Source organism: Methylobacterium sp. E-005 (assembly GCF_022829725.1).
Classification (GTDB): Bacteria; Pseudomonadota; Alphaproteobacteria; order Rhizobiales; family Beijerinckiaceae; genus Methylobacterium.
The window spans coordinates 21,960-46,053 of sequence record NZ_JAKSYG010000097.1 but is presented as its reverse complement, the minus strand read 5'-3'; the positions used below and the strand labels follow the sequence as shown (position 1 = coordinate 46,053).

Annotated in this window: 26 protein-coding genes and 1 tRNA gene; 15 read left to right on the top strand and 12 right to left on the bottom strand. The window is 70.1% G+C overall.

The genetic code is table 11. The features are described 5' to 3' along the window. Positions 1 to 7 precede the first annotated feature (7 nt). Positions 8 to 571, bottom strand: coding sequence for an iron transporter (locus MKK88_RS11420; protein WP_243999715.1), 564 nt, complete (start codon positions 569 to 571; stop codon positions 8 to 10). A gap of 455 nt (positions 572 to 1,026) precedes the next feature. Here MKK88_RS11420 and MKK88_RS11415 point away from each other — a divergent pair, with 455 nt between their 5' ends. Continuing rightward, positions 1,027 to 3,093, top strand: coding sequence for a carbohydrate porin (locus MKK88_RS11415; protein WP_313902309.1), 2,067 nt, complete (start codon positions 1,027 to 1,029; stop codon positions 3,091 to 3,093). 59 nt (positions 3,094 to 3,152) lie between these two features. On the opposite strand, the gene lipB is transcribed toward MKK88_RS11415, so the two are convergent. Continuing rightward, positions 3,153 to 3,893: a lipoyl(octanoyl) transferase LipB gene (gene lipB, locus MKK88_RS11410; RefSeq protein WP_243999712.1), complete on the bottom strand. Its 741-nt coding sequence runs from the start codon at positions 3,891 to 3,893 to the stop codon at positions 3,153 to 3,155. Between the two features lie 104 nt (positions 3,894 to 3,997). Here lipB and MKK88_RS11405 point away from each other — a divergent pair, with 104 nt between their 5' ends. After that, on the top strand, positions 3,998 to 4,303 hold the full coding sequence (locus tag MKK88_RS11405; RefSeq protein WP_243999834.1) for a FliM/FliN family flagellar motor switch protein: 306 nt from the start codon (positions 3,998 to 4,000) through the stop codon (positions 4,301 to 4,303). Positions 4,304 to 4,426: 123 nt separating this feature from the next. Then, a tRNA-Leu gene (locus MKK88_RS11400) sits at positions 4,427 to 4,511 on the top strand. Between the two features lie 225 nt (positions 4,512 to 4,736). On the opposite strand, the gene MKK88_RS11395 is transcribed toward MKK88_RS11400, so the two are convergent. Both MKK88_RS11395 and MKK88_RS11390 read right to left on the bottom strand, forming a co-directional pair. After that, on the bottom strand, positions 4,737 to 5,009 hold the full coding sequence (locus MKK88_RS11395) for a hypothetical protein (protein WP_243999710.1): 273 nt from the start codon (positions 5,007 to 5,009) through the stop codon (positions 4,737 to 4,739). Positions 5,010 to 5,108: 99 nt separating this feature from the next. Then, positions 5,109 to 5,684: a ComEA family DNA-binding protein gene (locus tag MKK88_RS11390; RefSeq protein WP_243999708.1), complete on the bottom strand. Its 576-nt coding sequence runs from the start codon at positions 5,682 to 5,684 to the stop codon at positions 5,109 to 5,111. Positions 5,685 to 6,177: 493 nt separating this feature from the next. Here MKK88_RS11390 and MKK88_RS11385 point away from each other — a divergent pair, with 493 nt between their 5' ends. The 6 genes from MKK88_RS11385 to MKK88_RS11360 all read left to right on the top strand — a co-directional run bounded on the left by MKK88_RS11385 (position 6,178) and on the right by MKK88_RS11360 (position 9,949). Continuing rightward, positions 6,178 to 7,722, top strand: a complete 1,545-nt coding sequence (locus tag MKK88_RS11385) for a DEAD/DEAH box helicase (protein WP_243999706.1) — start codon at positions 6,178 to 6,180, stop codon at positions 7,720 to 7,722. Positions 7,723 to 7,902: 180 nt separating this feature from the next. Next, complete coding sequence (locus MKK88_RS11380; protein ID WP_243999704.1) at positions 7,903 to 8,376, top strand: SRPBCC family protein; 474 nt, start codon at positions 7,903 to 7,905, stop codon at positions 8,374 to 8,376. Positions 8,377 to 8,523: 147 nt separating this feature from the next. Next, complete coding sequence (locus tag MKK88_RS11375) at positions 8,524 to 8,709, top strand: YegP family protein (RefSeq protein ID WP_012320748.1); 186 nt, start codon at positions 8,524 to 8,526, stop codon at positions 8,707 to 8,709. A gap of 164 nt (positions 8,710 to 8,873) precedes the next feature. Next, positions 8,874 to 9,155 (top strand): hypothetical protein, encoded by a 282-nt coding sequence (locus tag MKK88_RS11370; RefSeq protein WP_243999702.1) that lies wholly within the window; start codon positions 8,874 to 8,876, stop codon positions 9,153 to 9,155. Between the two features lie 146 nt (positions 9,156 to 9,301). Next, a complete protein-coding gene (locus MKK88_RS11365) occupies positions 9,302 to 9,439 on the top strand; it encodes a hypothetical protein (protein WP_243999700.1) in 138 nt (45 codons plus the stop codon). Positions 9,440 to 9,466: 27 nt separating this feature from the next. Next, complete coding sequence (locus MKK88_RS11360; protein ID WP_243999698.1) at positions 9,467 to 9,949, top strand: acyl-CoA thioesterase; 483 nt, start codon at positions 9,467 to 9,469, stop codon at positions 9,947 to 9,949. Here the strand turns inward: MKK88_RS11360 and MKK88_RS11355 are convergent. Next, positions 9,942 to 10,481 (bottom strand): superoxide dismutase family protein, encoded by a 540-nt coding sequence (locus tag MKK88_RS11355; protein WP_243999696.1) that lies wholly within the window; start codon positions 10,479 to 10,481, stop codon positions 9,942 to 9,944. The genes MKK88_RS11360 and MKK88_RS11355 overlap by 8 nt on opposite strands. A 109-nt stretch (positions 10,482 to 10,590) precedes the next feature. Here MKK88_RS11355 and MKK88_RS11350 point away from each other — a divergent pair, with 109 nt between their 5' ends. The 5 genes from MKK88_RS11350 (at position 10,591) to MKK88_RS11330 (ending at position 15,914) form a co-directional block, all read left to right on the top strand. Next, positions 10,591 to 11,355 carry a TlyA family RNA methyltransferase gene (locus MKK88_RS11350; protein WP_243999694.1) on the top strand — a complete coding sequence of 255 codons (765 nt, stop codon included), beginning with the start codon at positions 10,591 to 10,593 and terminating at the stop codon, positions 11,353 to 11,355. Beyond that, the gene (locus MKK88_RS11345; protein WP_243999692.1) at positions 11,352 to 12,599 is read left to right on the top strand and encodes a class I SAM-dependent RNA methyltransferase; all 1,248 of its coding nucleotides are present in this window, start codon (positions 11,352 to 11,354) and stop codon (positions 12,597 to 12,599) included. Before MKK88_RS11350 ends, MKK88_RS11345 begins: the two co-directional genes overlap by 4 nt. A gap of 52 nt (positions 12,600 to 12,651) precedes the next feature. After that, complete coding sequence (locus MKK88_RS11340) at positions 12,652 to 12,924, top strand: hypothetical protein (protein ID WP_243999690.1); 273 nt, start codon at positions 12,652 to 12,654, stop codon at positions 12,922 to 12,924. Between the two features lie 205 nt (positions 12,925 to 13,129). Next, the gene (locus tag MKK88_RS11335) at positions 13,130 to 14,134 is read left to right on the top strand and encodes a magnesium transporter CorA family protein (protein ID WP_243999689.1); all 1,005 of its coding nucleotides are present in this window, start codon (positions 13,130 to 13,132) and stop codon (positions 14,132 to 14,134) included. Positions 14,135 to 14,228: 94 nt separating this feature from the next. After that, a complete protein-coding gene (locus MKK88_RS11330) occupies positions 14,229 to 15,914 on the top strand; it encodes a methyl-accepting chemotaxis protein (protein WP_243999687.1) in 1,686 nt (561 codons plus the stop codon). Between the two features lie 36 nt (positions 15,915 to 15,950). On the opposite strand, the gene MKK88_RS11325 is transcribed toward MKK88_RS11330, so the two are convergent. From MKK88_RS11325 to MKK88_RS11300, 6 genes are all read right to left on the bottom strand, one after another. Then, a complete protein-coding gene (locus MKK88_RS11325) occupies positions 15,951 to 16,271 on the bottom strand; it encodes a DMT family transporter (RefSeq protein WP_243999685.1) in 321 nt (106 codons plus the stop codon). A gap of 145 nt (positions 16,272 to 16,416) precedes the next feature. After that, entirely contained in the window at positions 16,417 to 18,105 is a 1,689-nt protein-coding gene (locus MKK88_RS11320; RefSeq protein WP_243999683.1) for a B12-binding domain-containing radical SAM protein, read from the bottom strand. A 245-nt stretch (positions 18,106 to 18,350) separates the two neighbouring features. Next, a complete protein-coding gene (locus MKK88_RS11315; protein WP_243999681.1) occupies positions 18,351 to 19,193 on the bottom strand; it encodes an SDR family NAD(P)-dependent oxidoreductase in 843 nt (280 codons plus the stop codon). After that, complete coding sequence (locus MKK88_RS11310) at positions 19,190 to 19,951, bottom strand: enoyl-CoA hydratase-related protein (protein WP_243999679.1); 762 nt, start codon at positions 19,949 to 19,951, stop codon at positions 19,190 to 19,192. The genes MKK88_RS11315 and MKK88_RS11310 overlap by 4 nt, the downstream gene beginning before the upstream one ends. A 21-nt stretch (positions 19,952 to 19,972) precedes the next feature. Continuing rightward, complete coding sequence (locus tag MKK88_RS11305) at positions 19,973 to 20,323, bottom strand: hypothetical protein (protein ID WP_243999677.1); 351 nt, start codon at positions 20,321 to 20,323, stop codon at positions 19,973 to 19,975. Positions 20,324 to 20,463: 140 nt separating this feature from the next. Further along, on the bottom strand, positions 20,464 to 22,203 hold the full coding sequence (locus tag MKK88_RS11300; RefSeq protein WP_243999675.1) for an acyl-CoA dehydrogenase: 1,740 nt from the start codon (positions 22,201 to 22,203) through the stop codon (positions 20,464 to 20,466). Between the two features lie 126 nt (positions 22,204 to 22,329). On the opposite strand from MKK88_RS11300, the gene MKK88_RS11295 reads away from it, so the two are divergent. Further along, complete coding sequence (locus tag MKK88_RS11295; RefSeq protein WP_243999674.1) at positions 22,330 to 23,328, top strand: L-threonylcarbamoyladenylate synthase; 999 nt, start codon at positions 22,330 to 22,332, stop codon at positions 23,326 to 23,328. A gap of 142 nt (positions 23,329 to 23,470) precedes the next feature. Here MKK88_RS11295 and wrbA read toward each other — a convergent pair whose 3' ends face one another. After that, entirely contained in the window at positions 23,471 to 24,067 is a 597-nt protein-coding gene (gene wrbA, locus MKK88_RS11290; RefSeq protein ID WP_243999672.1) for an NAD(P)H:quinone oxidoreductase, read from the bottom strand. Positions 24,068 to 24,094 lie beyond the last annotated feature (27 nt).

Sequence of the window (24,094 nt, the reverse complement as noted above, 5' to 3'; positions counted from 1 at the left end):
CGGAAACCTAGTAGGCACCCTTCTTGCCGACGCCGGCGAAGGTGAAGTCCTGCACGACGTCGAAGGGCTCGAACCACGGCCCGACCCCGGTTTCCTTGTCGACGTGCCGCCCGAAATGGCTGTCCTTCCCGGGGGGCGCAACGGTGACCTTGAGGCGATAGCGGCCGGGGCCGAACAGCTTGACGTTGTCGCCGTAATGCGGCCCGTCATTGGCGACCATCGGCATCAGCATCCCCGACACCTTCTGGTCGGTCGGCTTGTCGCCGTCGAGCTTCACCGCCTCGAAGCGCACGTCGAGGGCCGGCACCCAGTCGCCCTCGGCGAAGCCGTTGCGGTTGTCCTTGGCGGCCCGGATATCGGTCTCGAGGTGGAGGTCCGACTGCGCGGCGTCGCGCATCATGCCGGCGGGCTCCATCTCGATCGGCTGCAGATAGACGGCCGCGACCTCCAGCCCGTTGCGGGTCACGTGCGGGCCGATCGGCACTTCCTTGGCCGCGGCGGCCCCCGCGGTCACGAGGGCGACGGCCACGGCAAGGCCGCGGAGAAGCGATGGGGCGGGTGAGGCGCGCATGCCTCCGCACATAGACTCTCGCGCGAGAAGTTCAAACAGGATTCGCACCACCATCAAATAATAACAATTCTAATCTGATAGCCTTTCGGCATGCCGGCGCTGTATTTCTCAGTCTCAATCTCACACCCGGCTGATTGTAATCTGTAGCAGCGAAGACTTTTCGCCGCGCTGTGGCCGACCGGATCTTGACCGCTGCAGCGATCTCGGGATCGTCATGCAACGGCCACGCTAACGGCCGAGAACGTGGCGAAGGGTCGGAAGCAGCCATGCCGCACGTGCGACACTGCGTTCGCCGCTCGGCACGCCACGGCTTGCGCGGACGTGAAGCAGGTTTTAGCAAAAGCTATATTGTTGCTGTGAGTCGCATGAGAATCCGTCCCGCACCCTTGGCTCAAGCGAGATCCCATCCCCGAATCCCGGCGCTGACTCAGGCAGCGATTCTCCTGCTGGCGCCTGTGCTCATCGCCTCCGCGCGCGCAGCCGACCTAGCAGTACAGCGTCCGGCAGCGGAGGCGTCCGCCTACACCGACTGGTCGGGCGGCTATCTCGGACTCGAGGGCAGCGCGGGCGGTTCCTACGGGGCCTATACCTTCGGTCCGACCACGATCGGCGGGCGGCCGGTGCCGGCGTTCAAGAGCGGCGATTCGACGGGCCGCAGCGACCAGGGGCGGAACGCCACCACGGCGGTCGGCGGATTGTTCGCGGGCTGGAACTGGCAGACGGGCCCCTGGGTCTACGGCGTCGAGGCCAGTCTCGATGCGGCCAACCTGAAGCGGCCGGTCCCCTCGACCATCGCGGGCTTCGGCTACGGGGACGTGGACCCGGCCTTCAACATCGTGCGCGCCAAGACCGAACTCTACGGCACCCTGCGGGCGCGGCTCGGCTACAGTTTCGAACGCTACCTGATCTACGGCGCCTTCGGCCTCGCTGGCGCCAATGCACGCTTCCTCGCGACCTATCCCGATCTCGACACGGGTGGCGAGACTACAGCGCGGCGGGAGCTCGGCTATCTCGGCTTCACCCTCGGCGCGGGGGTGCAATACGCCGTCAGCGACCATCTCGCCCTCGGGATCGACTACCGCTACATCGATCTCGGCGGCAGCCGGCGCTTCCCGCTGGGCGTGGTGCCCGGAGACCAGGGCGGCCCGGTCTCGACCCGGGCGAGCTTTACCTCGAACCAGATGTTCCTGCGGCTGATGTGGTTCCCGGACGGGCTGCGGGTGCCGCCAGACCCCGACGAGACCGCCCCGCACGATCCCGACAACGGCGATACCGGCCGCTTCTCGCTGCACGGGCAGACCACCCTGATCGCGCAGGGGGTGCCGGGCTTCCGCTCGCCCTACGAGGGGGCCCAGAGCCTGCTTCCGCATCAGGCCCGGCAGACCACCACGGCCACGATCTTCCTTGGGCTCAAGCTCACCGATACCACGGAGCTCTACTACAATCCGGAATTTAGCCAGGGCTTCGGCCTGTCGCGGACGCTGGGCGTGGCCGGCTTCGTCAACGGCGAGGCGCAGAAGGCCGGCGCCCCGTTCCCGAAGCTGCGCTCGAACCGCTACTACGTGAAGCAGACGATCAATCTCGGCGGCGAGACCGTGGAGGTGCCGGACGGGCCGAACCAGGTCGCGACCCGCTACGATGCCGAGCGGATCACGTTGATCGCCGGCAAGTTCGCGCTGGGCGACTTCTTCGACGGCAACATCTACGCGCACGATCCGCGGGTGGACTTCTTCAACTGGTCGCTCTGGGGCTCCTCGGCCTGGGACTTCCCGGCCAACCTGCCGGGCTTCACGCAGGGCGTCTACGCCGAGTACAACCGGCCCGAGTTCGCGATCCGGGCCGCCTACACGCAGGTGCCCAAGGAACCGTCGAGCGACGTGCTCGATCCGCGGGTGTTCCGCCGCGCCGGGCTCAACGCCGAGTTCGAGCAGCGCTACGTCCTGCCGGGGCTGGACCAGCCGGGCAAGCTGCGCTTCGGAATCTTCTCGAATGTCGGCGTCTCCGCCAACAACCGGGAGGTGGTGTCGCTGACGCAGCTCGGCGCCTTCAACGACATCAACGACGCCGCGGCGGCCACCCGGCGCCCGCGCCGGAAGACCGGCGGCTACATCAACCTGGAACAGGCGCTGACGCCCGAACTCGGCCTGTTCGCCCGGGCCAGCCTGAACGACGGACGCACGGAGAACATCTCGTTCACCGATATCGACCAGAGTTTCTCGGGCGGCCTATCGCTGAAGGGCAAGGCCTGGGACCGGCCGGACGACACGATCGGGATCGGCACCGCGATGAACGGGCTGTCGCCCTCGCACCGGGCGGCCTTCGCGGCGGGTTTCTACGGGCTGCTGATCGGCGACGGACGGCTCAACTACGGCACCGAGCGGGCGCTGGAGACCTACTACGCCCTGAACCTGACCAAGTTCGTGACCCTGACCTTCGACTATCAGTTCATCAACAACCCCGGCTACAACCGCGACCGCGGCCCGGCCCACTTCTTCGCCTCGCGGCTGCACGCGGATTTCTGATCGGGGGGGTACGGCGGCGAAGCACACGCTTGTCGCTGGGTTATTCCGTCCGGGACCGGTCAAACAGCGTTTGCCACCTCCTCTATCGCCGTAACCCCAAAAATCTCCTCGAACGCCGCCCGCAACGGCATGTCCACCTCGACCAGGCTCACCGGCAGGCCGAGATCGACCAGGCTCGTCACGCCGTGCTGGCGCACCCCGCAGGGGACGATCCCGTCGAAATGGGCGAGGTCCGGCTCCACGTTCAGGCTGATCCCGTGGAAGCTGACCCAGCGGCGCACCCGGATGCCGATCGCCGCGATCTTGTCCTCGACCTCCGGCCCCTTCTCGGGGCGGCGCACCCAGACGCCGACCCGGTCCTCCCGGCGCTCGCCGCGGACGTTGAAGGCCGCGAGCGTCGCGATCAGCCACGCCTCCAGGCTCGCCACGTAGGCGCGCAGGTCGCGGCTGCGGCGGTCGAGGTCGAGCATCACGTAGGCCACGCGCTGGCCGGGCCCGTGATAGGTGTATTGCCCGCCCCGCCCCGTGGCGTGGACCGGGAACCGGTCCGGCGCCACGAGATCCTCCGGCCGCGCCGACGTCCCGGCGGTGTAGAGCGGGGGGTGCTCCAACAGCCAGACGCATTCCGGGGCGGCACCGCGGGCGATCGCCTCGGCCCGCGCCTCCATCCAGGCGATGGCGGCTTGGTAGTCCACGGGCGCGTCGCTCACCCGCCATGCCACCGGCCCGGCGACCGGATCGGAGCCGGGCCGCTTCGGGAAGGCGTGCGGGCCAACCGTGAGGCGCGTCGCGTTTACCAAGGGTTCACCATCCTGCAGCGATGGTTGCAGCCTTCAACATCCGCGGCCAGCGGTTGCAAGGGCTCTGCAAGCAAGGGCGTGGCCGCGAGACGGGATGGCGGGCTGTGGCGGTCTTCGAGACGCTGAAGGTCGATCTGACGGTGGTACTCGGCCGCACGCGCATGCCGCTGCACATGCTGCTGCGCATGGGCCGCGGTGCCGTGATCGAATTGGAGGCCAGCGACAGCGACATGGTCGAGATCCTGGCCAACCAGCATCCGATCGCCCGTGGGCAGATCGTGGTGACGGGCGACCGGATCTCCATCGAGGTGACCGAGCTGATCCGCAAGGCCGCCTCGATCGTGGAGCCCGGCGCCAGCATCGGCGACGGCGCGGCCTCGCTTCTGGACAACGGATACGAGTCCGCATGAGCGAGGCGCTTGTCGGCAGCTAAGCGATCTGTTATCCGCTGCGCCGCCGACACCGTACCGGCCTCCGGGATCTCCCGCGGGCCGCCTCTGTCGAGCGAGCGGACACGGATCATCGCGTCCGATGCGGCCATGGCGGAATTGGTAGACGCGCTAGCTTGAGGTGCTAGTCCCGCGAGGGGTGGAGGTTCGAGTCCTCTTGGCCGCACCACTCTTTTCTCGAACGATGAGAGAAGATGGGTGCAGAACGTGATGCGGACGATCGTCCCTCACGGAGCAATCCGACACAGCAGTACGCGAGCACTGGCTCCCGAACCCATCCCGACGGTGGGGTCGGCTGACGGATGGTGCCCTTCGCGATGCACCAACCGTCATAGTGGGTCGCACACGGATCGGGCTCCCCGGCAAGCTGCCGAAACGCGACCCCGCTTCCGGATCAGCGGGCCGCCGGCGTGCCGGAATTGCCGTGCTGAAATCCTGACGCGTTCGGCGGCCCCTTCATCTTGCCGTTCTCACTGGCTGTGGTGTCCGGCGTCGTGGCGCCGGCAGTCCCGGTGGTTTCAGCCTTGCCGAAGCCCGCGGCGTTGGGCGACCCCTGCATCCGGGGCGTCGTACCGGACGGACCAGAGGCGCCCGTAGATTCGGCGGCCAAGCTGGCGGTTCCCATCGACATCAGGGCCACGGCCGCGATGAATGCGGTCTTGCGCATGGCAAACTCCTTGAGCGTTCCACGATCACGTCTCGCGCGCGATCGGACGACAACGCCCGCGATGGCCGCGCGTTCACTGCGGCGCCCCCGTCCGCAGGGCTAGCGGACGGTGATCGCATTTTTGATGGTGTCGTAATCGGTCCGCTTCAGGACGCGACGCGACAGGAGCTCATCGGGCGCGGCGTAGGGGCGGAACTCGACGATTCGCCGACCGATCATGCCGGCCCCGAGGGCGTTCAACTGCTCGACCGACGCCGTGTTGAGATCGACGCTCCCGCCGGGGGGCGGCACGGATGGTTCGCGCGCATCGCCGGGGGCCGTCTCCGTCCTCAGACCCGTCGTGGACGGGCCGTCCGCCTGCCGCGCGGGAGAACCCGGATCGACCGACGGACCGGGGTTCACCGGCGGGTTGGCCGGGGCAACCGCGGGCGGGGATGACACCGGGGGCGCCGTCGCCGCCATCCCAGGACCGGACGGCGATCCCGGCGCGATGGTGCGGATGGACTGCCCCTTGGCGTCTACGGGGTTGTGCGCCTGTTGCGACAGGGGAATGGCTGCGGCGGCCCGCTTGTCCGGGCCGCCCTGAGGACGCGGGCCATAGCCGATCCACAGGGCTGCGAAGACGACCGCGATCACCGCCAGACCGGCACTCACCGACAGAACAGACCGGATCATTCTTCCCCCTCGTCAGCTGGCACGAGGCCTGTCCGGGCCGCGCCATCGTCTGCGCTTCCTCAAGGATTGCGCAGGGCAATTCAAGATTCGTTCGGGCTGCGCGGCACCGGGACTGGGCGGAGGATGGCCAATCCTCGGGACCGCGCCGCGCCCCTGTACCACCCCTCCCGGGCAGTGGTTCGGGCGGCCCGGCCTCGATCGAGCCGTGCGCCTATGGGGGCGGTGCCATGCGCCGGAGCCGGCCGCGCTGCATTGACTTCGCAGCTGCACACCCGCATATCGGCGATGCAGCGTCAGCGGCCGCCATGGCCCGCTTGAGGGGGCTGCGTGACGGATCGGGCGCCTTCCGGCGTGATCCGGCCCCCCTCTTCATAACGTGCATGCACCCGGGCCGCCCCATCACGCGGGCTGCCCCCTGCCAACGGACCGGCCCGAACACGGCACCGCTCGCACCGCGAGGCGCCCGGCCGCTCCTGCTGCATCGGATACATCCTTGACCCAATTCACCGATTTCGGCCTTGCCCAGCCTGTTCTGCGGGCGCTCAGCGAGGCCGGCTACGTCGCGCCGACCCCGATCCAGGCCCAGGCGATCCCGCCGGCCATGACGGGCCGCGACCTCTGCGGCATCGCCCAGACCGGCACTGGCAAGACCGCGGCCTTCGCGCTGCCGATCCTGCACCGCCTCTCGCTCTCGGACCGCCGCGCCCCGCGCCGCGGCTGCCGGGTGCTGGTGCTCTCGCCGACCCGCGAGCTCGCCAACCAGATCGCCGAGTCGTTCACCGATTACGGCCGCCACCTGCACTACACCACCACAGTCGTGTTCGGCGGCGTCACCATCAGCCGCCAGGAGCGGGCGCTGGCACCGGGGGTCGACATCCTCGTCGCCACCCCGGGCCGGCTGATCGACCTCGTCGACCGCCGCTCCCTGACGCTCGAAGGTGTCGAGATCCTCGTCCTCGACGAGGCCGACCAGATGCTCGATCTCGGCTTCATCCATGCCCTCAAGCGCATCGTGAAGATGCTGCCTGAGAAGCGCCAGAGCCTGTTCTTCTCGGCCACCATGCCGAAGAACATCGCCGGCCTCGCGAGCCAGTACCTCAAAGACCCGGTCCAGGTCGCGGTGACGCCCGTCGCCACCACGGCCGAGCGGGTCGAGCAGCAGGTGATCTTCGTCCATACCGGCGCCAAGCAGGCGCTGCTCGGGCACATCCTGCGCGATCCGGCGATCGAGCGCGTGCTCGTCTTCACCCGCACCAAGCACGGGGCGGACCGGGTGGTGCGCGGCCTCGACAAGGTCGGCATCGCGGCCGCCGCGATCCACGGCAACAAGAGCCAGCCCCAGCGCGAGCGGGCGCTGGCCGCCTTCAAGGACGGCTCCTGCCGGGTTCTGGTCGCCACCGACATCGCGGCCCGCGGCATCGACGTCGAGGGTGTGAGCCACGTGGTCAACTTCGACCTGCCGAACGTGCCGGAGAGCTACGTCCACCGGATCGGCCGCACCGCCCGCGCCGGCGCCGACGGGCTCGCCATCTCGTTCTGCAACGACGAGGAGAAGGCCTACCTGCGCGACATCGAGCGGATCACCCGCCAGAAGGTGCCGGTGGCGGGTTTCCCCGAGGGCTTCAACCCGCCCTCGCGCCAGGAGGCAGCCGAGATCGCCCGCGAGGAGGAGCGCCGGCCCGAGCGGCAGCAGCAGCGCCCCGGCGGCGGCCGTCCGGGCCAGCGGTCCCGGCCGCAGCAGGGTCGTCCCCAGCAGGGCCGGCCCGAGGGCGGCCGCGGCTTCGGCGGCCAGGGCGCGCCCCGGCAGGGTCGTCCCCAGGACGGGCGGACCGACGGGCGCAATGACAACCGCGGTCCCGCCCCGCAGGGTCGCGAGGCCCGCGCCGACCGGCCGGCCCGGCCGCAGGGGGAGCGCCCGAACCAGGGCCGCCCGAACCGCGACGGCCGGCCCCAGCGGGCTGAAGCCCGTCCGCGGAACGGCGGTGGCGGCGGCGAAGGCCGCAACATCGGATGGCTGGAGCGGGCGCCTCGCTCCTGACACCACCACGACATCGCTGATGCGAAACAGCCGCCCGGGACGAAGCCGTCCCGGGCGGCTGTTTTTTTGGACTCACAGATCCGTGAGGATCTGAAGGTTGCTCTCGTAGCAGCTCAATCGCGCGCTAGTTGATCGCGCCGGCCAGAAGGCCCGCAAACCAATGATCGGAGAAAACGCCTCATGCTCAGGATTATCATCCCGGCCGCCGCCCTCGTCGTGGCGTCGCTCTCACCGGCTCTGGCCCTCGAAGTCACGAAAACCGCGGATGTCGCGGCTTCGCCGGAGACGGTCTGGAAGACCATCGGCGGATTCTGCGGGATCGGCGACTGGCACCCGGTGATCGAGAAATGCGCCCTGTCCAAGAAGGGCGGCAAGGATGTCCGCACCCTCAGCCTGAAGGGTGGCGGCACGATCGTCGAGGAGGAAGAGTCCCGCAGCGACAAGAAGATGGACTACACCTACACGATCCTGGAAGGCCCGCTGCCCGTCACCGATTACCACTCGACCATCATGGTGGCGAAGGCTGGCAACGGCTCGAAGGTGACGTGGACGGGCACCTTCAAGGCCAAGGGCGCTCCGGACGACAAGGCCAAGGAGGCGATCGCGGGCGTCTACGAGGCCGGCCTCAAGGGCATCGCCGACAAGGCGAAGTAAGCGGATTGAACCGCGTGCGGGGGAGCGTCATGGCTGTCCCGCATCCCGCCTCGGCGTCCGGCCTTGGCGTCCCGCCCTGCGGCGGACGCCTTCCCTTCCGGGCCCGGCAACCCATCTGATCCAGCGGATTGTCAGGGGGCCGGGATCATGCGGTTCGAACTCTACCGGGACGCGAAGGGTGAGTGGCGCTGGCGCCTGCGGGCGCGCAACGGCGAGGTGATCGCCGAGTCGGGTGAGGGCTATGTCCGCCGCGAGGATTGCGAACACGGCATCGCCCTCGTGCGGCAAAGCGCCGAGGCGCGCATCGAGGACATGACGACGAAGATCGCCTGAGCACCAAGTCCTCAACGCGCGATGAACCCTGTCCGGAACTCAGCAGTGGTTACGCTGCAACGCTTCGCCTCGCCCACGCGTTGCAGCGTTTCGGACCGGGCGGTGGCTCTCGCTTCCCGTGCGGTTCGTCGTCCAAGACGCAATCACTCAAGGGAGTCGAGACCGTGCTGAGGAAATTCCTGCTCGCGGCCCTGCTGGTGCTAGGCTTCGCGGCCGCGGCGCCGGAGGGCGCGTCCGCCGCGCCGATCGGTCCGGGCCTCGCCCTTCCGGCCACTGCCGCCCCGGCGGTGACTGAGAAGGCCCAGTACTACTACCGTCGCCGCTTCTACGGCCCGCGGCCCTTTTACCGTCGTCCTTACTACGGTCGCCGGTTCTACGGCCGCCGTTTCTACGGCCCGCGGCCCTACTTCCGTCGCCACTATTACCGTCGGCGGTTCTTCTACTAAGCGCAGCCGCGCTTGACCGACCCGGCGGCTCCCTGAGCCGCCGGGTTTTTCATGCCCCGATTCGGGATGCGCCTGGGACGGCCATGCGGTATGATGCAGGCAACGGGACCGGCGGCGACAGATCGGCCGGCCCGGGAGGATTCCCGATGAACGATCTTGCGCAAAGCGCCGAGCCCGCAACGGCGACGCCGGACCTCTGGCAATCGATCCCGCTCGAATGCATCCTGAGCGGGGCCGCCATCCTGCTGGCGGCCGGGCTCAAGCTCGCCGGCCTTCTGGTCTGACGGCGCGCGACGGACGGGGTGGACGGCATGCAGCACGTCGGGATCTCATCGGCCGCGAGCGTGACGCCGCCCCCGGAGACCGATCTGTCCAAAGACGACCTGCCCAAAGGCGACCTCACGGTCCGCACCATCGCGATGCCGGCCGACACCAACGCCAATGGTGACATCTTCGGCGGCTGGGTCCTGTCACAGATGGATCAGGCCGGCGGCATCGCGGGGGTCGACCGGGCGCAGGGCCGTGTCGTCACGGTTGCGCTCGACGCCATGACGTTCATCCGGCCGGTCCGGGTCGGCGACGTGCTCTGCGTCTACACCCGGGTCTCGCATGTCGGCCGGACCTCGATGAAGATCGAAGTCGAGGCCTGGGCGCGGCGTTTCTGCACCCAGGTCCGGGAGCGGGTGACGCAGGCCACCCTCACCTTCGTGGCGATCGACGAGGCCGGCCGCCCGCGGCCGATCCCGCCCGCGATGCCCTCGCCCCAGGCGGTGATCGAAAACCCGGTTACTTGATCACCGCACAGGCGACCCGGTCGCCGGCGCCGCCGATCGGCTGGCTGGTGTGGTCGTCCTCGTTGGCGTGGATGATCAGCGCCGAGCCATCCCCGTCCTTCAGGCCGCCCTCGCCGTTGAGCGGGGTCTCGCTCCAGACCTCGGCGTTGGCGGAGCCGTCCTGCGCCACATAGAGGTTCGGCAGGTCGCCCTCGTCGGGCCCGTCCGGGTTGAGCAGGCCGTGCTTGCTCTGATCGTGGTTCACGTGCGCCTTGGAGTTCATGAACTTCGGATCGGAGCAGTCGCCGACGGCGTGGAAATGCAGGCCGTGCCAGCCGGGCGACAGGGCGCCGGCCTGGAGCGCGACGCGCAGCACCAGGGCGTTGGCGCCGTCGCGGATCGCCAGCGAGCCGATCGTGTCGCCCTTGGCGTTCTTGATCGGCGCCGAGAAGGTCTCGGCGGCCTTGGCGGCCTCCTTCGGCGGCTCCTGGGCGTGGGCGCCGCCCGCGGCGACGGTGGCGAGCACTGCGAGCAGCGGCAGGGTACGAATCATGCGGTGGCTCTCCTGTCAGGCCCGGTCTAGGTAGGAAGCGCGCCGGCCATCGACAGGGCCGGGCGCGGGAACCTATGCCGCAGATCTGCCGGGACCGCACGAAGCCCTGATGACCTCCGACCGGACCATACCGGACCACACCACGTCGGCGCGGCGCGCCGATCTGTTCCTCGTTGAGCACGGCCATTTCGAGAGCCGGGCCCGGGCGCAGGCCGCGATCCGGGCCGGGAAGGTGCGCGTCGATGGCCGGCCGCTCGCGCGCGCCTCGGAGCAGATCGAACCGGGGGCCCGGGTCGAGGCCGTCGCCGAGCATCCTTACGCCTCCCGCGGCGGCCTCAAGCTGGCGGCGGCGCTCGACGCGTTCGGCCTCGATCCGGCGGGCCGCGTCGCCCTCGATGTCGGCGCCTCGACCGGCGGCTTCACCGATGTGCTGCTGACCCGGGGCGCGCGCCACGTCCATGCGGTCGATGTCGGCCGGGGGCAGCTCCATTCCAGGCTCGCGGCCGATCCGCGCGTGACGAACCGGGAGGGCACGGACATCCGCGGCCTCGATCCGGCAGCGCTGACACCGCGCCCGGACCTCGCGAGCGTCGATGTCAGCTTCATCGGCCTGCGCCTCGTGCTGCCTGTGCTGCCGGCGCTCCTGACACCGGGCTCGAGCCTCGTCGCACTGATCAAGCCGCAATTCGAGGCCGGCCGCGATCGGATCGGCCGGGGCGGCCTCGTGCGCGATCCTGCCGTCCACGCGGAGGTCTGCGCCTCCGTGCGCGGCGAGCTGGAGCGGCTCGGCGCCGCGATCCTGGGCCTGATCGCCTCGCCGGTGACCGGCGGCGACGGCAATGTCGAATTCCTGATCGGCGCGAGGTTTTCGTGAGCGAGACCCTGAGCGAGACGGTGACGATCCGGGATCTCGGCGCCCGGGGCGACGGCATCGCGGAGGACGGGACCATCGTCCCCGATGCGCTGCCCGGCGAGCGCGTCACGATCCGGCGCGAGGGGCGCCGCGCCGAGCTCCTCGGCATCGAGCAGGCCTCCCCCGACCGCGTCGCGCCGTTCTGCCCCTACGTCATGCGCTGCGGCGGCTGCCGGACGCAGCACCTCGCCCGTCCGTCCGAACTCGTCTGGAAGCGCGGTCTCGTCGCGCAGGCCCTGTCGCAGGCCGGGCTCGCCGTGACGCCCGAACCAGCCATCGATGCCCACGGGGCCGGGCGGCGGCGGCTCACGCTGCACGTCCGCGCCGTCGAGGGCCGGGCCGAAGCCGGCCTGATGGCGGCGCGCAGCCACGCGCTGGTGCCGATCGACCATTGCCCGATCACCGTGCCGGCGCTGCAGCCGGCACCCGAGGTGGCGCGCCGCCTCGCCGCCCCCCTCGGCCACGGCCGCAAACCGCTCGACGTGGCCGTCACCGCCACCGACCAGGGCCTCGACGTGGACCTGCGGGGCCACGGTCCCGTCAGTGCGGGCGTGGGCGCCGCCCTGGTACGGGTCGCGGGCGAACTCGGGCTCGCACGTCTGTCGCTCCACGGCGAGCGCCTGATGGAGGCCGAGCCGGTCTCGGTCACCGGCGGCGACACGCGCCTGTACCCGCCGCCCGGCGGCTTCCTCCAGGCCACCGCGGCCGGACAAGCGGTCCTCACGGAGCTGACTCTGGCCGCCCTCGGACCCCGCCTGCGCCGCGTCGCCGACCTGTTTGCGGGCTGCGGGCCCCTCAGCCTCGCGATGGCCGGGCGCGCCGCGGTCCACGCCGTGGAATCTGATGCGGCGGCCCTCGCCGGCCTCGACCGGGCCGCTCGCGCGGCGACAGGCCTCCGGCAAATCACGACCGAGCGCCGCGACCTGTTCCGCCGCCCGCTGCTGCCCCTCGAACTCAATGCTTTCGACGCGGTGGTGTTCGATCCGCCCCGGGCCGGCGCGGAGGCCCAGGCCCGCCAGCTCGCCGCATCCCGGGTGCCGCTGGTGGTCGGCATCGCCTGCGATGCCGGCACGTTCGCCCGCGACGCCGCCACCCTCGTGGCCGGCGGCTACCGGCTGGAGGGCGTCACGCCGGTCGATCAGTTCCGCCACGCGGGACATGTCGAGATGGTCGGCGTGTTCCGGCGCCCCGCGTCCCGTCGGTGAGGCACGCAACCTGCGGAGGAGTCTCACGTTCTCTCGGCGATTGGAGATGGCCATGCACCGAGGATCCCTGCGCCCGCTGGCGCTTGCCGCCCTGAGCCTTGTCCTGCCCGGCTCGCTGGCGGCGCAGACCGTCGCGCCCGACCAGACCGGTACCGGCGGCGGCCCCGCCTCGACCATCACGGCGCCGAACACGAACCAATACGGTGTGACCAAGCCGCCGGGCACCTCCATGGGCCCCGGTGAGGTCCCGTCCCGCCGGCAAGAGCGACGCGAGCGGGCCCTCACCGACAAGATCGACAACAGCATCTGCGACGGTTGCAATTAGGCCGGCCTCCACGGTGGCCGGTGCGGGGCCGCGTTTGCGCAGGCCGCTCCGGTCCGGCGGTGAATCCCGGAACCGGGCGGCAATGTCACGGAAGTGTCAGAAAACACGGCCACACCCACGGCGCAGCTTGCGCCGGGAGTCGCCGTGCCGGATGCGGATAAAACCCAGCGCTGTCCCGTGACCGTCCTGCACCCGAGACCTGTTCGTGATCTTCATCCACCATCCCGCCCAAGGCGCCGGATCCACGCAGCTTGAACGCCGCGTCGTCGACCTCCAGGACACGATCCCCGAGGATACCGTCTGGCTCGATCTGATCCGCCCGAGTCGCGAGGAGGAGATGAAGGTCGAGGCCTTTGCGGGCATCGAGGTGCCGACCCGCGAGGAGATGAAGGACATCGAGCCGTCCGAGCTGCTCTACGTCGAGGAGGGTGCCCGCTACATGACCGGGCGGGTGCTCTCGAAGGTGAGCGATTCCGAGGAACCGGGGCTTGCCGGCATCACCTTCATCCTGCGGGGCAACCGCCTCGTGACCGTGCGCCACGAGGAGCCGCAGGCCTTCCGGATGTACACCCAGCGCGCCGGCCGCTCGATGGGCAACGGCAGCACCTCGGCGCCCTCCGGCGAGTCGATCCTGGCGGGCCTGATCGAGGCGGTGATCGACCGCGCCGCCGACGTGCTCCAGCTCCAGGGCGAGCGGATCGACCGCCTCTCGGGCAAGATCTTCGAGGTGCAGGAAGACCCGTCCGCCCGCAACACCGCCCTGCAGGACACGCTGCGCGCGCTGGGCCGGCACGGCGACCTGATCTCGAAGCAGCGCGAGAGCCTCGTCTCGATGGAGCGGATCCTGCTCTCGTTGTCGGCGACCTACCGGACCAACAAGGCACCGCGCGACCTGCGGGAGGATGTCCGCTCGACCCTGCGGGATCTTCAATCCCTGGAGGAGCACGCCACCTTCCTCAACAACAAAATTCAATTTTTGCTCGACGCGACCCTCGGCCTCGTCAACCTTGAGCAGAACAACATCATCAAGCTGTTCTCGGTCATGGCCGTTGTCTTCATGCCGCCGACCCTGATCGCCTCGATCTACGGCATGAATTTCAAGTCCATTCCGGAGCTGGACCTTCCGTACGGTTACCCCATGGCCCTGGTCATGATGGTCGTGGCCGCGGTATTTCCGTACTTCTTCTTCCGATGGAAGAAGTGGCTTTAGGGATAGTTCCGGTCCCGATCGGCAAAAGATTAAGATTTTTATCGGAGAATACGCGTCCTGAAGGCGCGGCACCGCCGCGAAGACGGAAGCTTCGATGCGTTTCTCCCTCAAGGCCGTTCTCTCCGGCGCGATCGGACTGCTCGCCCTCGCCGCTGTCGGGCAGGGTATCGCCAGCGTCACGGCCCTGTCGGAGATCGAGGCGAACGCGATCGCGGTCTCGGAGCGGGCGCTGCCCACCCAGAACCTCGCCGAATCCCTCGGAAAGGCCGTCCGGGATGCGCGGCTGAACCTCTACAGGCTCGCGGTCGCCTCGCCCGATATGGCGGCCCTGGACAAGAACCAGACCGCGCTCACTGACACGCTCGGGGCCCTCTCCGACCTGCGCCAATCCTTCCAGAGCCGGCTGACGAAGCCGGCGGATCAGGCGATCTACGAGCGCTTCACCACCGCCTGGAACGCCTATCAGAATATCCAGCTCCAAGTGGTCGAGCTGATGATCGCCGGCGATCAGCCCGGCGCCCTCGCGCTGGTGCTGAACCCCGCGACAGGAGCCCAGAACGACGCGGCCGTGGCGAGCCTCACCGAGACGATCGCCTCGGCGCGCGCCCAGACGGAGGCCAATGTCGCCGAGACCGTGCGGGAGGCCACGCGGGCCAAGCTCATCGCGCTCGCCGCCACCGTGGTCGGCCTCGCAGTCGCCGCCGCCGCGATGCTGTTCGCCGTGTTCGGGATCGCCCGCCCCATCGCGCGCATGACCGGCGCGATGGGGCGGCTCGCCGACGGCGACGAGCGTGTGGCAGTTCCCCATACGGGCCGGCGCGACGAGATCGGCGCGATGGCGGCCGCCGTTCAGGTGTTCAAGGACAACCTCATCCGCAGCCGCGCGCTGGAGCGGGACACTGCCCTCGCCCGCCAGGATGCCGAGACCCAGCGCCGCCGCGCCGTCCACGCCATGGCCGAATCCTTCGAGGTCGCGGTCGGCGGCGTGCTGGCGCGGGTGTCGGACGCCGCGCTCGGCCTGCGCGCCGATGCCGAGGCGATGTCGAGCACCGCCATCCACACGGCCGCGCGCTCGGCGACGGTGGCCGGCGCCGCGCAGGAAGCGGCGCAGCATGTCGGCACCGTGGCGGCGGCGGCCGAGGAGCTCGGCGCCTCGGTCCAGGAGATCAGCCGCCAAGTGGACGGCTCGGCCGAGCTCGCCCGGGGCGCGGTGGTCCAGGCCGGCGAGACCGGCAGCCTCGTGCAGGAACTGAGCGCCGCGGCCGGCCGGATCGGCGACGTGGTGCGGCTGATCACCGACATCGCCGGCCAGACCAACCTGCTGGCGCTGAACGCCACGATCGAGGCTGCCCGGGCTGGCGCGGCCGGCAAGGGGTTCGCGGTGGTTGCCGCCGAGGTGAAGCAGCTCGCCGAGCAGACCGCCCGGGCAACCGGGGAGATCTCCGGGCAGGTCGGGCGCATCCAGGGGGCAACGGGTCAAACCGTCCATGCGATCGACGGCATCGCGGCGCGGATCCGCGAGATCGACAACGTGGCGACCTCGATCGCGGCCGCCGTCGAGGAGCAGGGCGCGGCGACCCGGGAGATCGCCCGCAACGTCGCGGAGGCGGCCACCGGCACGGGCGCGGTCACGGGCACGATCGATTCGGTGGCGCAGGCCGCCGACGAGACCGGCACGGCCGCCACGCGGATGCTCATGTCAGCGGCGAGCCTGTCCGAACAATCCGCCGAGCTGCGTCGGGAGATCGACACGTTCCTGGCGACGGTGCGGGCGGCCTGAGGGCCTGCGCGCACGGCAGCCGCCCTGGTGCAGGGCTCAACCTGGGCTCGAGAGCTTCATCAGCACAAGCCCCGAGCCGATCAGGCCGGCCGCGAGGATCCGCGTGGCGTTCGCCGCCTCGCCGAGCACCGTGATGCCGACGAGGAACGCGCCGACGGCGCCGATGCCGGTCCAGATCGTGTAGGCGGTGCCCAGGGGCAGCGTGCGCATGGCAAGCGCCAGGAAGCCCACGCTGCCGGCCATCGCCACGGCCATGAGTGCGGTCGGCCAGAGGCGTGTGAAACCGTCCGACTGCTTCATGGCGAAGGCCCAGACGACCTCCAGCACACCCGCGGTGACGAGATAGATCCAGGGCATGGCGGCCCTCCTGAAAGGGCCGGGCCGTCCCGGGCTTGTGCCCCGCCAGACGGGGGGAGGACGTGGCCTCGCGGGGGTCAGCTAAGGTTTACGGGGAACGGCGGCAAGGGCGGCGTGGCGGGATCCCGCCCACGCCGGCAACCCGTCACGCCACCGCGGCGAGGTGTTTCACCTCGGCCTTCGCCACCACCTTGCCCACCGGCGCCGCCTTGCCGCAGCCCTCGGCTTCCGGGGCCAGGACCGGCGGCTGCACCCAGCGGCCGGCGTCGAGCTCGGTGATCCGGCCGTTGATCTCACGGATGACGTAGCGCGAGAACGGATAGACGTGCAGGTAGATCACCATGTTGGTGACCACCGCCTCCAGGGCCGCCGGATTGTGGCGTGCGGTCTCGAGGAACACGCTCCAGAAGTGCTTGGCGAGTTCGGGCCGCCGCACGGTCATCCGCCAGCACACGCGGGCCAGCGACCAGAGGTCGTGAGCGATGTGGCCCCAGTTGAGCTTCTGGGCCGCGAATTTCGGCCGCTTCACCCGCCGGGCCACGACGCGGACCCGGTCGAAGAAGTTCACCGGGTCGTAGACCTCCTGCAGGACGTCCCGATAATCGGCCAGCACGTCGCGCTGCGGGCGCAGGGTCACGAAGTTGAGACCCTGGGTGCACTGGTCGCCCTGATCGGCGGTGGTCGCCGCGTAATTCTCGTAGAGCCGGCCCTCCTTGCGCAGGCGGCGCGAGAGCTGCGTGTTCGGCAGGGCGAAGAGCAGGCCGACCATCGCGATCGGGATGCCGGTCTGGCTGATGCAGAGCGACATCGCCTTGGAGATGCTGTCCTGCTCGGTGTCGAAGCCGACGATGAAGCCGGCGGTGACGAACATCCCGTGCTCGTACAGCTTGTGCACGCTGTCGGCGATCGAGCGCTTGGTGTTCTGCTTCTTCTGGGTCTGGATCAGCGTCGCCTCGTCGGGCGTCTCGATCCCGGTGAACAGGGCGAAGAAATTCGCGTCCCGCATCATCCCGAGCAGTTCCTCGTCATCCGCGAGGTTGAGCGAGGCCTCGGTGGAGAACTTGAACGGGTAGCCGTGATCCGCCTGCCATTGAATCAGATGCGGCAGGAACAGCTTGATCGCCTTCTTGTTGCCGATCAGGTTGTCGTCGACGAAATCGACATGGCCCCGGTAGCCGAGGCCGTACAGCCGGTCGAGCTCGGCCAGCATCTGCGGCGTGGTCTTGGTCCGCGGGGCGCGGCCGTAGAGTTCGATGATGTCGCAGAACTCGCAGGTGAACGGGCAGCCGCGCGAGAACTGGACGCCGATGTAGAGGTAGTGGCTGAAGGTCAGCAGGTCGAAGCGCGGGATCGGGCTCTTGGTGACGTCGGCCTTGAACTTCTCCGCCGTGAGCCGGCCGCGGCGCGCCCCGGATTCCCAGGCGGCCACGAATTTATCGAGGATGCCTTCGGCCTCGCCGAGCACGAGGAAATCCGCCTTGTCGTAGACCTCCGGCGTCGAGGTCGGCGCCGGGCCGCCGACGCAGACCGGGGTGCCGAGCGCCACGCACTTGTCGATGACGACCAGGCAGTCCGGCTCCTGGGGCAGCATGCCGCCGGTCATCACGAGGTCGGCCGCGCGGATCTGGTCGTCCGTGACTTCCTCGCAGTTGCGGTTGACCAGGGTCACCTGCCAAGCTGGCGGCAGCATCGCGGCGAGCGTGATCAGGCCGAGCGGCGGCGCCGGGGCACGGGCGCCCTGGATCTCCATGGCCTCTTTGAAGTTCCACATGGAGTTTTCGTAGAATTTCGGGAACACCATCAGCACGCGCGGGGCCGTGTTCGCTTGCGACATGCCAGTTTCCCTCTATTCACGCGCGCTGTCCGGCCCCGGGAGGAATCAGTGCAGGTGCAGGCGCGCTCCTCACTTGCGGGCGAATTGAGGCCGTTTTTCGCTGCCGCAACAATCCCGACCGGTGCGGTCGACAGGACGCCCGTCCGGACGCTGCGAATCAACCCCCTCCCGCGCGTCGACGGCGAATCCAGCCCTCTTGCCCGGGGGTTGCGCCATTTCGGCGACAGCCGCAGCCTCGGGGAGGGTCACGGTCCGACCCGGAATCGCTCGGGTTGCGTGCCGTCCGCGTCCGTGAAGCCATAGACCCGCGCGAGATCGCCCGCGTGCAGAACCGCGCCGGCCCGGCTCGCGATGTCTGGATCGGCAGCCAGTGCGGCGAGCGCCCGGCCGGCATAGAGCGGCCCCTCGGTGGCGAGCGCGTCCTGACCGAGATCGCGCGCCCGCTCGGTGGCGACGTAGCCCGGCGACAGGCCGAGCGCCGTGACGCCGTGTGGCGCGAGTTCCCGGGCGAAGGCGAGCGCCAGCCGGTTGGTGGCGGCCTTGGCCGAGTCGTAGAAAATATCGCCGAGGTACTCTTCGGTCCCGAACGAGACCAGCGCGATCAGCCCGGAGCGCGCCGCCACCATGGCGGGGGCCACGGCGCGGGCCAGGAGCAGAGCCGGCAAAGGACCGGCTTCGAGGAAGCCGAGATAGGGCTCGGCGGAACGGCGCCAGAACGGCGTGCCCCAGCCGGCCCCGTCCGGATAGCGCTCGCCGTCATAGCCCTCGTTGCCGCCCCAGACGCTGCAGGCCGCCACGTCGATCCGACCGAACCGGCGGAGCACCCAGTGCATCATTGCGTCCGTGGCGCGCTCAGAGCGGTGATCGCAGAGATAGTGATGGCCGCGCCCGCCGGCCTCATCGACCATGCGGGCGGTGTCCTCGATTGATTCCGAGCGCATCTCGGTCCGCGCGCCGGTCTCGCTGGACCGGGCGGTGACGATCACGGTGGCGCCCGCCTCGCCGAGCGCCCGGGCCAGCCCCCGGCCGACGCCCCGCGAGGCGCCCGCAACCAGGCAGATCTTGTGCGACAGATCGGGCGCGCTCACGCCGAGGCAGGCTTGGCGCGGTTGAGGAAGGCTGCGAGCCGCTCCTGGGATTCGTGCGAGCGCAGCTGCGCGTCGAACGCCTTGGCCTCGGCCTCCAGGGCCGCCTCGACCTGGGCCTGATCGCCCCGGATCAGCGCCCGGGAGGCGGCGAGCGCCCCGCGCGGCAGGGCGGCCAGCTTGGTCGCCTGGGCGACGGCCTGCTCCACCAGCATGTCGGCCGGGAGAACCGCGTTGACGAGTCCGAGCGCCTGCGCCTCGTCGGCCTCCAGCGGCCGGGACAGGAGCAGCAACTCGGTCGCCCGCAGCCGCCCGACCCGCAGGGGCAGCAGGTAGCTCGACGCCGCCTCCGGCACGAGGCCGAGTTCCACGAACGGCATGCGCAGCCGCGCCGCCGGGCTGGCATAGACGAGGTCGCAATGCAGGCAGAGCGTCGCGCCGATCCCCACCGCGATCCCGTCGACTGCCGCCACCATCGGGGTGCGCGTGCGGGCCAGTTGGCGGATGAAGGCCAGAGCCGGCGAGGCACTGAACCCGTCCCCAGCTCCGCTCATGAAATCGGCGAGGTCGTTGCCGGCGCTGAACATGCCGGGCTGCCCGGCGAACACGACAGCGCCGATCTGGTCCGACGCATCGGCCTGGGCCAGGGCTTCCCGCATGGCGTCGTACATCGCGCCCGTGAGCGCGTTCTTCTTCTCCGGGCGGTTCAGGGTGATCAGGCGGACGCCGCCCTCCAGGTCGCTGATGATGATCGTCTGCATGGCGGCGTCCGGATCCGATCCCTATTCGATTTCAGCCAGTATACTGTCGATCGCGTCATCCGCCCGCAACGCGCTCCGACGCGCCAGGGCGTAGAGCTCCTCCAGGGCGCGCGACCACGACCCTGGTTGGCGCGGGCTGTCGCGATCGAGCTCATCGCGCCCGAAATCGTCGACGATCCGGCCGATGGCATCGATGATCGAGACGTGGAACTCGGTGAAGCGCCCGTCATCGACCGATTTGATCTGCACGCTGCTGTTCTGAAAGGCAGCCTGGAACACGTCCGGCCGGATACTTTCCTGCCAGACCAGCTCCCCCGCACGTGTCCGCTCCAGCAGGCGCTCGACGAGACGCCGCTGCTTGTCGAAATTCATGCCCACCCCCTGTCGGCTCCCCGACCCGATCGTCTCCCACGGCCGGGCGGCCACGGCCCGGCCGGGGGACGAATCGCGGGCATTGAACATCGTGCCGCAGGGCGGAGCCAGCGCGATATGCCTGCGGCTCCGGCGGCCCCTCAGACTGCCAGCGCCATCCCGGCTTCGTCCGTGAAGGCGCCGCCTGCGACCACGCTCTGCTCCAGCCCGGAGGCGGCCACCAGGAGGTTCTCGGCGTAGAAGCGCGCGAGCGCGATGCGGGCGGCGTGGGCCGGATCGGTCTCGCCCGCCTTCCGGGCGGCCGCGGCCGCCAGCGCGCTGCGGGCGAGGCAGGCGCCGCCGAGCACGAGGCCGAACAGGCGCAGATACGGGGTCGCCCCCGCGAGGGCGTTCTCCGGTCGGTTGGAGGCGAGCGCCGCGAGCTGATGGCTCGTCGCCCGGTCGAGGCTGCCGATCCCGTCCCGCAGCCGCGCCGCCATGTGACCGAAGGCCGGGTCCCCCGCCTTCAGCAGGCCCTCGGCCGCCCGGCGCATCCAGGCGATCTGCGAACGCGCCGTGGCGCCGCCGTTCAGCGGCAGCTTGCGGGCGGTGAGGTCGATGGCCTGGATGCCGTTGGTGCCCTCGTAGATGCCGAGGATCCGGGCATCGCGCATCAGCTGCGCCGCGCCGGTCTCCTCCACGAAGCCCATGCCGCCATGGACCTGCACGCCGAGGGAGGTCACCTCGTTGGCGAGGTCCGTCGAGAACGCCTTGGCCACCGGCGTCAGCAGGGAGGCCCGGTCGAGGGCGGGTTGCCCCTCAGCACCCTTCGAGGCGTCGAGGGCGGCGGCGGTGAGGTAGCAGATGCCCCGGGCGGCGGCCGTGTAGGCCTTCATGGTCAGCAGCATCCGCTGCACGTCGGGATGCGCGACGATCGGGCTCGTCGCCTCGGCGGCCCCGATGGCCTTCCCCTGCCGGCGCTCCTGCGCATAGGCCAAGGCCCGCTGGGTCGCGGCCTCGGCAACGCCGACGCCCTGGAGGCCGACATTGAGGCGGGCCGCGTTCATCATCGTGAACATGCAGGCCAGCCCCTTGTTCTCCTGGCCGATCAGCCAGCCGGTGGCACCGCCCTGGTCGCCGAACGCCATCGAGCAGGTCGGCGAGGCGTGGATGCCGAGCTTGTGCTCGACGCCGGAGCAGCGCAGGTCGTTGCGGGTGCCATCGGGAAGTACCTTCGGCACGAGGAACAGGGAGATGCCCCGGGTTCCGGCCGGCGCGTCCGGCAGCCGGGCCAGGACGAGGTGGACGATGTTGTCGGCGAGGTCGTGCTCGCCGTAGGTGATGTAGATCTTGGATCCTGTGATCCTGTAGGTGCCGTCGCCGGCCGGGACGGCCCGGGTCCGCAGCAGGGCGAGGTCGGAGCCGGCCTGCGGCTCCGTCAGGTTCATGGTGGCGGGCCATTCGCCCGAGACCAGCTTCTCGAGGTAGCGCGCCTTCAGGTCGTCAGAGCCGTGGGCCGCCAGCGCCTCGATGCCCCCCTGGGTCAGCAGCGGGCAGAGGCCGAAGGCGAGGTTGGCGCCGTTCCACATCTCGGTGCAGGCGGCCTCGATCAGCTTCGGCAGCCCCTGCCCGCCGTGATCCGCCTCCGCCGAGAGACCGTTCCAGCCGCCCTCCGTGAAGGTGCGGTAGGCCTCCCGCCAGCCCGGCGGGGTGGTGACGCGCCCCTCTGCGAACGGCGTACCGTGCCGGTCGCCGACCCGGTTGAGCGGGGCGAGCACGCCGGCGGCGATCCGCCCGGCCTCGGAGAGAATCGCCTCGGCATCCTCAGGATCGACCGCGTCGAGCCCGGCCACGTGCTGGAGGGTGAACAGCATCTCCGGGACTGGCGCGCGGTAGCTCATGACGATCCTCCCTGGGCGGCGGCCCGCCCGTTCTCGGGCGCGGGTTTGACCGCGCCCGCGTCCCGGGTCTACGGCGGCCCGAGAATAGGCGCGCGCCGTGCCCCTGTCTCTGAGACGGCTTCCCCCATGAACGATCCCGGGTCAACGGTCCCGGCCGCGACCCGGCGGCTCGACCCCGACACGGCCGGCCTCGCCGAGGCGGCGGCACTCCTGCGGGCGGGCGACCTCGTGGCCTTCCCGACCGAGACGGTCTACGGCCTCGGAGCGGACGCGACCGATCCCGCCGCCGTGGCGCGGATCTTCTCCGCCAAGGAACGGCCGCGCTTCAACCCGCTGATTGCGCATCTGCCGGATATGGACGCGGCCCTCGCAGAGGGCCTGTTCGACGGTTTGGCGCGCCGTCTGGCGGAAGCCTTCTGGCCGGGCCCCCTGACCCTGGTGGTGCCGGCCGATCCAGGGACGCGCGTCTGCGACCTCGCCCGCGCCGGCCTGCCGAGCGTCGCCCTGCGGGTGCCGGCGCATCCACTGGCGCGGGTGCTCCTGTCCGAAGTCGGCCGGCCGGTGGCCGCGCCCTCGGCCAACCGCTCGGGCCGGGTGAGCCCGACGCGGGCCTCCCACGTTCTCGATGATCTCGCCGGCCGGATCGCCGCGGTGCTCGACGGCGGCGACACGCCGGTGGGGGTTGAATCGACCGTCGTAGCCTGCCTGGGCGGCGTCCCGCGCCTGCTGCGGCCGGGCGGGATCACCCGGGCAGCGCTCCGCGCGGTCCTGGGCCTTGATCCGGTGGGGGCTGATCCCGCCGATTCCGACCACCCGGCAGGCCCAGGCATGCTCGCCTCGCACTACGCGCCCCGGGCGCAGGTCCGCCTCGATGCGACGTCTGTCGAGCCCGGCGAGGCGGTGTTGCTGTTCGGGGATGAACACCCGGCCGGCTTGGCCGGGGCCCGTGCCGCGCTGAACCTGAGCCCGGCCGGCGACCTGGCGGAGGCGGCGGCGCGCCTGTTCGGCGCGCTGCGGGCGTTGGATGCTTCCGGCGCCGCCGCCATCGCGGTGGTGCCGGTTCCCTCCGATGGGCTCGGCGAGGCGATCCGCGACCGGCTGGCCCGGGCCGCCGCACCCCGTTGAGGCAGGATGCGATTTATTTCGCCAGCGGCGGAACAGACCTCTCCGCCGCCCGTTTATTGATCACGAAGGCCTTCTCAGCCCCCAATGGCCTTTTTCCTTTCAGGCTCGGAGCAATCCGAGCCTTTTTTCTTGGCTGAAAGCCTCAGGCCAGCTTGGCCGCGATGCCGGCGACGTGGCGGCCCTGGAAGCGGGCGCCCTCCAGCTCCACGGGGCTCGGCTGGCGCGAGCCGTCGCCGTCCGCGATCGTGCTGGCGCCGTAGGGTGTGCCGCCCTTCACGGCCTCGACACCGCCCTGCCCCTGGAAACTGTAAGGCAGCCCGACCACGACCATGCCGTGGTGGAACAGCACCGTGTGGAAGCTCGTCAGGGTCGTCTCCTGGCCGCCATGCTGCGAGGCCGTGGAGGTGAAGACCGAGCCGACTTTGCCGACCAGAGCGCCCTTCATCCAGAGGCCGCCGGTCTGGTCGATGAACTGCTTCATCTGCGAGGCCATGTTGCCGTAGCGGGTCGGCGTCCCGAAGATGATCGCGTCGTAATCGGCGAGTTCGTCGACGGTGGCGACCGGGGCCGCCTGATCGAGCTTGAAGTGGCTCTGCCGGGCGACCTCCTCGGGCACCAGTTCGGGCACGCGCTTGACCACCACGTCGGCCCCGGTCTCGCGGGCCCCTTCGGCGACGGCGTAAGCCATCTGCTCCACGTGTCCGTAGGTCGAGTAGTACAGCACCAGAACCTTGGCCATGTCGGGATCTCCGGTTCGCGTTTCACA